Origin of the sequence: Coxiella-like endosymbiont (assembly GCF_002871095.1) — a bacterium.
In the GTDB taxonomy this organism is placed as follows: domain Bacteria; phylum Pseudomonadota; class Gammaproteobacteria; order Coxiellales; family Coxiellaceae; genus Coxiella.
On the sequence record NZ_NSHJ01000113.1, the window covers coordinates 1 to 9,111 of the forward strand.

Genomic DNA, 9,111 nt, shown 5'->3' on the forward strand with positions numbered 1-9,111 from the left:
ATATTATTTAGTAATTATATTTATTTAGTAATTATATTTAGAGAGAGAAAAGAGGAGCAGATTCATTAGCTTCTGATGCACTGAATAAAGTCCCAATGCTTGACTAGGTACACTTTCTGGGAATTAATTCATATGCATCTCCAAATTGCGTCATTTCTACAGACACGTTATCATTTGTAATTTAATTTATAGCCATCGAAGGAAAGCCAATGCCATCACGCCAAGAGTGTGCCAATGCAATTCGTACATTGGTAATAGATGCCGTAGAAAACGCTAATTCAGGTCATCCCGGAATGCCAATGGGAATGGCCGATATTGCAGAAGTATTATGGCGTGATTTTTTAAAATTTAATCCAGGTAATCCTTATTGGGTGAATCGTGATCGATTTATTTTATCGAACGGTCACGGTGCTATGTTACAATATGCGCTGTTACATTTAACAGGTTTTGATTTATCAATTGAGGATTTAAAAAATTTTCGACAGTTCCATTCACGAACACCAGGCCATCCTGAATTTAGACATACTCCGGGTGTAGAAACGACGACTGGACCACTTGGACAAGGACTAGCTAATGGTGTGGGAATGGCGATTGCTGAACAAATTCTAGCTAGCATGTTTAACCGTGAGGGATTCCCCATCGTGGATCATGATACTTATGTTTTTGTTGGGGATGGTGATCTCATGGAAGGCATTTCTCATGAAGCTTGTTCATTAGCAGGAACTTTGGGCTTGGGGAAATTAATTGTGTTTTATGATGATAATGGAATTTCTATTGATGGAGATGTGCGAGGATGGTTTACCGATGATACAGCAAAACGCTTCGAAGCCTATGGATGGCAGGTCATTTCTCATGTTGATGGGCATGATCCTAAGATTATTTACCAAGCTATTATTGAGGCAAAAAATGATATTAGTAAACCCACCCTTATTTGTTGTAAAACAATAATTGGATATGGAGCACCTATTTTAGCGGGCCAGGCTGTGATACACGGGGCTCCTTTAGGAGCAGAAGAAGTGTCTAATACTCGTAAAATTTTAAATTGCTCTTATCCTCCATTTGAAATTCCAAAAGAGATTTATGCTGCATGGGATGCAAAAGAAAAAGGGAAGAAATACGAAGCTCAGTGGAATCAATTATTTACAAATTATGAGAAAGATCATCCGGAATTAGCCGAAGAGTTTTTACGACGACAAAAAAAAATATTATCTGCAGACTACACTAAAAAAATAAAAGAGTTTATTTTAAATAGTGAAGCATCTAAAGAAGATAATGCTACGCGTAAATTATCCCTACGATGTTTAAATGCTATTGCATCTTCACTACCTGAAATCATTGGTGGTTCGTCCGATTTATCAGAATCAAATTGCACTCAATGGTCTGGGGCTAGCATTTTAAGTCAAGAAAACCGTCAGGGAAATTATATTAAATATGGTGTGCGTGAATTTGCAATGACAGCTATTGTGAATGGTATTGCGTTACATGGCGGTTTTATTCCTTTTGCTGGTACCTTTTTAACTTTTTCAGATTATGCACGAAATGCTATACGTCTAGCAGCGCTTACCCAAGCGCATTCTATTTTTGTGTATTCTCATGATTCAATTGCTTTGGGAGAAGATGGTCCTACGCATCAACCGATTGAACATTTGCCTTCTTTGCGAATGATTCCCGGTTTACATGTGTGGCGCCCTTGTGACGGTACCGAAGTAGCTGTTGCTTGGCGAGAGATGATTCAACATCATGGACCTAGTTGTCTTGTATTAACTCGTCAAAAAGTTACCCATCAAAATCGAAATGCCCAGCAAGTGGAATTAATTACAAGAGGAGGGTATGTATTATGGGAAGCAACAGAACTACCCCAAATTATTCTTATCGCAACAGGTTCTGAAGTGATGATTACTGTTGAAGCGGCGAAAGCTTTAAAACAAACTATTCCGGTGCGAGTGATTTCTATGCCTTGTTGTGAAATTTTTAAAAATCAAGATATTGAATATCAAAAATTAGTTTTACCTTCCCATATAACCAAGCGTATTGTTATTGAGGCAGCTTATCCAGATTATTGGTATCAATTTGTTGGCCATGAAGGTAAAGTCATTGGAATTAATCAATTTGGTGCTTCAGCACCCTATCAAATGATTTATCGTGAATATGGTTTTACTCAAGAGCGAATTATTGAAACAGTGAAAGAATTTTTTTACGAATTTAAAATTAAGGAGCAGTAGTATGACATATAAAATTGCTATTAATGGTTATGGCCGCATTGGTCGAAATATTTTACGAGCTTTTTATGAATCAAAAAAAAATCATAATTTTAAAATCGTCGCTATCAATGATGTGGGAGATATCAATATTAATGCTCATTTAACTAAATATGACTCAGTACATGGACGGTTTCCTTTTGATGTAGGTATTGATAAAGAGGAGTTAATGATTGATGGTGATAAAATTAAAGTATCTGCAATAAAGAATCTAGAGCAATTACCTTGGAAAAAACTTGATATTGATTTGGTGCTTGAATGCACAGGATTATTTACAAGTAAACAAAAATCTTCAGTACATTTAAAAGCAGGAGCAAAAAAAGTTTTAATTTCTGCACCGGCTGGTAATGAAGTTAAAACAATTGTCTTTGGTGTTAATGAAAATCTTCTTACCAAAGAAGATCAAATTATCTCTAATGCCTCTTGTACAACAAACTGCTTGGCACCTCTAATTAAAATATTGAATGATGCAATTGGTGTTGAACGTGGATTAATGGTAACCGTTCACTCCTATACGAATGACCAAAACCTTACTGATAGTTATCACAGAGATTTACATCGAGCACGTGCAGCTACACAGTCGATGATTCCCACCAAAACCGGAGCGGTTGCTGCTATGGGCTTTGTATTACCGGAACTCAATGGAAAGTTAGATGGGTATGCTATTCGGGTTCCTACTATTAATATTTCGCTCATTGACTTTACTTTTAATGCCAAAAAATTTGTGAGTGTTTCGGAAGTTAATGCTGTAATGAAAAAATCTTCTGAGAATAAAAAAATGAAAGATTTGCTTGCTTATAATGAAGAGCCGCTGGTTTCAATCGATTTTAATCATAACCCATATTCATTAGTGTTTGATGCAGGGCAAACCCGAGTAATCGATAAATTAGTCAAGGTAGTCGCTTGGTATGATAATGAGTGGGGATTTTCTAATCGTATGTTGGATGTCGCAGGCGTTTTTTTAGATCCTAGATTTTAAGATAACTTTCAGTAAACAAAATAATACCTAGGGTCTAGAAAATGCACCATACCAATATACTTAAAAAAAGTAATATACTAAAAAACAAAAAAATATCTTTTTTAAAATGCTTATCAATGTCTGATGTTAATCTCGATAATAAACGTATTCTTATCCGTGAAGATCTTAACGTGCCAATGGAAAATGGAAAAATTAGAAATGATGAAAAAATTATACGAGTGTTACCAACCATTAAAAAAGCACTAAAAGCAAATGGACGAGTTATAATTCTTTCTCATTTAGGGAGGCCAGAAGAAGGAAAATTTAATCCCGCTTTTTCACTAGCTCCTATAAGAGAAGCATTAAGTAAAAAATTAAATTGTAAGGTAGCACTAGTGAAAAATTGGCTTGATGGAGGACTTACCGTTAAATCAGAACCTGTTGTGTTGTGTGAAAATGTTCGATTTAATGTGGGTGAATATGCTAACGATTCCGTCTTAGCTCAGCGTATGGCGAAATTATGTGATGTTTTTGTGATGGATGCCTTTGCAACGGCGCATCGTATACAAGCTTCCACTGTGGGAGTTTCAGAATATGCCCCAATAGCTTGCGCAGGGCCTCTCCTTATTTCTGAAATTAAAGCTTTATCGTCGTTGTGGGCATTACATAATCCTAAAAAACTTGTGGTGGCTATTGTAGGTGGTGCTAAAGTCTCTTCTAAAATTTATTTGTTAGAAAATTTACTAGATAAAGTCGATCAATTAATTGTAGGAGGCGGAATTGCAAATACTTTTTTAAAGGCAAAAGGTTATGCAATTGGGAAGTCTTTATGTGAGAATGAGTGGCTAGATCATGCAGGTCAATTTTGGGAAAAAGTAGTAGAAAAAAATATTTCTATCCAACTTCCAATTGATGTGATTGTTTCGTCTCAACTTTCTAAAGATGCAAAATCAATAGTAAAAACTGTTGATGCAATTTCAGATAACGAAATTATTTTTGATATAGGACCAAAAACATCAGCACGCTATGCTGATCTTATAGCACAGGCCGGTACCATAGTTTGGAATGGTCCTGTTGGTGTTTTTGAAATTGAGGCTTTTAGTCAAGGCACCTGCGCATTAGCACGGGCAATTGCTGATAGCGATGCTTATTCTATTGCGGGAGGTGGAGACACCTTAGCTGCGTTGGATCAATATGGTCTAAAAGATCAGCTGTCTTATATTAGTATTGCAGGTGGAGCCTTTTTAGAATTTTTACAAGGAAAAACACTTCCTGCAATTGAAATTTTAATCCAACGAGCAAAGCTTTATGAGTAAAAATAATCAACATATGTTGCGTCGTACAAAAATTATAGCCACTTTAGGTCCGTCGACGGATGACCCTTCAATTTTAGAAGACATTATTAATGAAGGGGTCGATGTTGTTCGCTTGAATTTTTCTCATGACTCTCATGAGCGTCATAAAAAACGAATTGAAATGGTTCGTGAGGCTGCCAAAAAACAAGAACGAGTAATTGGGATTTTAGCAGACTTACAAGGACCAAAAATTCGTATATCAAGTTTTAAGCTAGGTAAAATAAAATTAAAAAAAGGAGATCAGTTTATTTTAGATGCAGATTTACCTCCTTCTGAAGGAATGGAAGAAGGAGTCGGGATTGATTATAAAAATTTGCCACAAGATGTAAGAGCTAACGATTTGTTATTGTTAGACGATGGTCGTCTCACATTGATGGTTCAAGATGTTAATGAAAATAAAATTATTTGTCGGGTAATAGTTGGTGGTGAATTATCTAACTATAAAGGGATTAATCGTTTAGGAGGTGGTCTATCAGCAGAGTCAATGACCAAAAAAGATATTGAAGATTTAAAATTTGTGGTTAATCTCAATGTAGACTATATAGCGATTTCATTTCCCCGGGATACAGAAGATATTCTAAAAGCAAAAGATTTAATTCAAGGTTATAAAGGGAAAGCGGGTGTCATTGCTAAAATTGAACGTACTGAAGCTGTTAAAAATATTGATGGTATTATCGAAGCTAGTGACGGTATTATGGTTGCTCGTGGTGACTTAGCTGTTGAGATTGGTGATGCTCAAGTGCCATTAGTGCAAAAAGATATTATCCATCGAGTTCGTTCTCTTGATAAGCCTGTGATTATTGCCACTCAAATGATGGAGTCGATGATTCATGCTTCTGTGCCTACTCGAGCAGAAGTGTCTGATGTAGCTAATGCTGTTTTGGATAATACAGATGCGGTTATGCTGTCGGCTGAAACAGCAGTGGGTCATTACCCAGTGTTAGCAGTCGGAGCTATGGCTCGAACGTGTGTGGCTTCTGAATTACAACCCCGTTCATATATTTCGCGTCATCGTGTAGAGTGCTGTTTCAAACGAATTGATGAAGCCGTTGCAATGGCAACAATGTATACAGCTAATCATTTGGATATTCAAGCAATTGTCGCCTTAACAGAATCAGGTATTACTCCTTTATGGATGTCACGTATTCGAACAGCAATTCCTATTTATGGTTTGAGTCGTTTTGATAAAACCTTAGGAAGAATGACTCTCTATCGTGGGGTTTACCCAATTAAATTTGATCCTACCCAACACAGTCGGGAAGAGGTTAATATTAAGGCTATTGAAGTTATGGAAAAACAGGGCTTATTAAAGCAAGGAGATTTGGTAATATTGACTAAAGGTGATCATATGGGTGTTGGGGGTGGTTCCAATGCTATGAAAATTTTAACTGTTGGTAAAATATTTTAATAAACGAAGGAGGTTCTATGGCCTTAATTACGTTGCGACAATTATTAGATCATGCAGCTGAGCATAGTTATGGTATCCCTGCTTTTAATATTAACAATTTAGAGCAAATACGTGCGATTATGGAAGCAGCTGACGAGACTCGAAGCCCTGTTATTATTCAGGTGTCAGCAGGAGCACGTCAATATGCTGGCTCCCACTTTATTCGCGCCCTTATTCTCGCGGCAATTGAAGAATGGCCCCATATTCCGATATGTATGCATCAAGATCACGGGGCTTCTCCGGAAGTATGCCAACGGTCTATTCAAATGGGTTTTACTTCAGTAATGATGGATGGTTCTCTCTTTGAAGACCAAAAAACCCCAGCGGACTATGAATACAATGTTTCTGTAACAAAATTAACTACGCAGATGGCTCATGCTTGTGGAGTGTCAGTGGAAGGTGAGCTTGGTTGCTTAGGTTCGTTAGAAACCTTGAGAGCAGGTGAGGAAGATGGGTCAGGTGCTGAAGGCAAATTATCACGTAACCAAATGTTGACTGATCCAGAACAAGCGGTTGATTTTGTTATCAAAACAAAAGTAGATGCTCTAGCTATTGCTATTGGTACTAGTCATGGCGCTTATAAATTTTTGCAACCTCCGACGGGAGAAGTACTCGTAATTGATAGAATTAAAGCTATTCATGAACGAATTCCAGATACCCATTTAGTCATGCATGGTTCTTCATCAGTATCCCAAGAATGGTTGAATATAATTAATAAATATGGAGGTAAGATTCCTCAAACTTATGGTGTACCTGTCGAAGAAATTCAAGAGAGTATTTCCTATGGTGTTCGAAAAGTCAATATTGATACCGATTTGAGATTGGCTTCTACAGGTTCCATTCGTCGTTATCTTGCTCACAATCCTGCTCAATTCGATCCACGAAAATACTTGGCTGAAGCACTCAAAGCAATGAAAGCGATATGTAAAATGCGTTATGAGGCCTTTGGTGCTATGGGACAAGCTGAAAAAATTAAAGTGATTTCTATTGAAAAGATGGCTCAACGTTATAAAAATGGAGAGTTGGAGCCTCGAATTCATACAAAACCACCTATTTTTTAGTTTATTCCTAGAGGGAGTTTATTTATTCAAAAACTTTTGACTCAAAAGTCAAGGTCTCCTGAGTTGGGAGGAAGTATATTGAATAATAGTATAAATTTTAAATATGAATTTAAGTCACCCTCTAAATGAGGGAGACTTATTTGCGATTTTTAAAAAAATCATTTGAAAAAATTATTATATATACCTTGATATATGTTAATACTTGAGGAAGGAGGAAGAGACTATTTTAATGAAATATCTATTTGTAGAAATACTTATTTTAAATGTCATTTAAAATAATACTAACCTTTACTTTTTCAGTATTATTGTATATTTAATATATTAAAAAATTATTTATTCCTGCCAAAACTATACCACTTATTTACAATTCTATACTTTTTAGTATAAATTTATCCAAAAACATAAAAAATACTTATAAATGTAGAATGTTTAAGGAGCTAATTTTTATACTATTTTTCTAAATAATCCTTTAATAAAAATTATTTTTAATATAGCAATCATATTATAGCAATCATATCTAGGTAGACGAAATTTATCAAGTCTGCCTTTCCATGATCAAGTATCTTAATTAAATACTTATTTTTAAAGGGATATTATAAAAATTTTCCTGTTATGTAGATTGAAGAATATGGTGTAATACTGTAATCTAGTCCCAACTAAACGTTAAATCTATTAATCAAAGTGTTGTACGAATCGTTTCCGTCATTAATATTAATATGTAACCTCTAAATTAGTATTTTTTGTGACCCTGATCAGAAATGGGGAGGGGGACAATATTTAACCGTATATATAACATAACAATCCAACGAATACTTTATAATCGGCTCCTCAAAACAGCTGTCAATTGATTAGTAGAAATTTTTCTAAGAGATGGATAAAAATATTATAGCTATTGAAACTGAATATTTAAAATATTCAAGTATAAAAAATTAGTGAAAATTTTATAAGTTTTATGCATAGCTGATCGCGCTCGCTTAAGAAAAGATTTATATAATATCGTTCTTGGTGGCGTATAAAAAATAACTTTATTTTCATTAGAGGCAATAGAGAAGAATGCTCTAAAATAAATAAATTAATAATAATACCTTTAGGTACTTTTCAGATAAATTACAGAAAAAAACAGTTATAATGCATTGAAAAATAATTTTAATACGGAAAAATCAGCGCCTATTCTTACTAAAATTGCATATAGTAATTAGAGGAATAAAAATTACATAAAAGAAAGAGACTAGTAATCAATTTAAGATTGGCAATGATGCAAGCTATTACAATAATGACATTTTTATTCAAATAGAATAAGGCAATAATGCTATCATTTAGCAATGAGCCAATAAAAATTATCTAAATTTTAAACAAAGTCATTGATCAGTTGGATGTTCGTTTGTCTTGATCTAGTATTGGCGCAAACAATTATTCTGTATTGATGATGAAAATATATTTAAGATGGTTAGATATTTTCAATGAGCAACTTACCTTAGCGTGGGAAATCATTCTATTAGTATAGCTAATTTTAGCTGTGAGCATTAGTTTGATCTTAGAAAGTCGATCTACGCGTACTGATTCAGGAATTTGAAACGTAGATCCTCACTAATATTTTAGGTATTTCAGTAATTTAAGTATTAGATAATCAATCTACCATCTATTAGCGATCTTAAAAAGATATGACGATTATTAATCGTTCATATGCAGAGATAACTAATGTACACTAAGTTTCTGATATAATTCTACGTTACTTTTTAAATACTGTTGAACGTAAAGATATACTATATTAAAATTAAAACTAGCTTTCTAAATTATCTTTGATAATATCGTAAATTTTAAAAATTCAGAACTAAGACTATTCTTTGGAACTCGATTCCTAATTCCAGTCCCAATCATTTATTGCATTGATGTTAGAAAAATTAAAAACAGCGTATTCGCTAAGTAGCGTTTATACCATTGTATTTTAGTAGATTAATTTGAGATTAAAATAACTAAAGTGAAAAAAAGAATTTTACTGGAAGATATGTTTTTGGTAAATTTATTTAAATAA

The 9,111-nt window shown here is 34.3% G+C and carries 5 protein-coding genes; all 5 read left to right on the top strand.

Going from position 1 to position 9,111, the window contains the following annotated elements:
* Positions 1–209: 209 nt before the first annotated feature.
* The 5 genes from tkt to fba all read left to right on the top strand — a co-directional run bounded on the left by tkt (position 210) and on the right by fba (position 7,079).
* The gene (gene tkt / locus CLERM_RS02490) at positions 210–2,222 is read left to right on the top strand and encodes a transketolase (protein ID WP_102157019.1); all 2,013 of its coding nucleotides are present in this window, start codon (positions 210–212) and stop codon (positions 2,220–2,222) included.
* A 1-nt stretch (position 2,223) separates the two neighbouring features.
* Complete coding sequence (gene gap / locus CLERM_RS02495) at positions 2,224–3,237, top strand: type I glyceraldehyde-3-phosphate dehydrogenase (RefSeq protein ID WP_102157020.1); 1,014 nt, start codon at positions 2,224–2,226, stop codon at positions 3,235–3,237.
* Between the two features lie 116 nt (positions 3,238–3,353).
* Positions 3,354–4,532, top strand: a complete 1,179-nt coding sequence (locus tag CLERM_RS02500) for a phosphoglycerate kinase (protein WP_236905159.1) — start codon at positions 3,354–3,356, stop codon at positions 4,530–4,532.
* On the top strand, positions 4,525–5,979 hold the full coding sequence (gene pyk, locus CLERM_RS02505) for a pyruvate kinase (RefSeq protein ID WP_102157022.1): 1,455 nt from the start codon (positions 4,525–4,527) through the stop codon (positions 5,977–5,979). The genes CLERM_RS02500 and pyk overlap by 8 nt, the downstream gene beginning before the upstream one ends.
* Before the next feature lie 17 nt (positions 5,980–5,996).
* Positions 5,997–7,079 (top strand): class II fructose-bisphosphate aldolase, encoded by a 1,083-nt coding sequence (fba, locus tag CLERM_RS02510; RefSeq protein ID WP_102157023.1) that lies wholly within the window; start codon positions 5,997–5,999, stop codon positions 7,077–7,079.
* Positions 7,080–9,111 lie beyond the last annotated feature (2,032 nt).

What these genes read in the sequence shown, in the direction of transcription:
- CLERM_RS02500 (WP_236905159.1), top strand. Translation starts at nt 3,354, where the DNA reads ATGTCTGATGTTAATCTCGATAATAAACGTATTCTTATCCGTGAAGAT.
- fba (WP_102157023.1), top strand. Translation starts at nt 5,997, where the DNA reads ATGGCCTTAATTACGTTGCGACAATTATTAGATCATGCAGCTGAGCAT.
- pyk (WP_102157022.1), top strand. Translation starts at nt 4,525, where the DNA reads ATGAGTAAAAATAATCAACATATGTTGCGTCGTACAAAAATTATAGCC.
- gap (WP_102157020.1), top strand. Translation starts at nt 2,224, where the DNA reads ATGACATATAAAATTGCTATTAATGGTTATGGCCGCATTGGTCGAAAT.
- tkt (WP_102157019.1), top strand. Translation starts at nt 210, where the DNA reads ATGCCATCACGCCAAGAGTGTGCCAATGCAATTCGTACATTGGTAATA.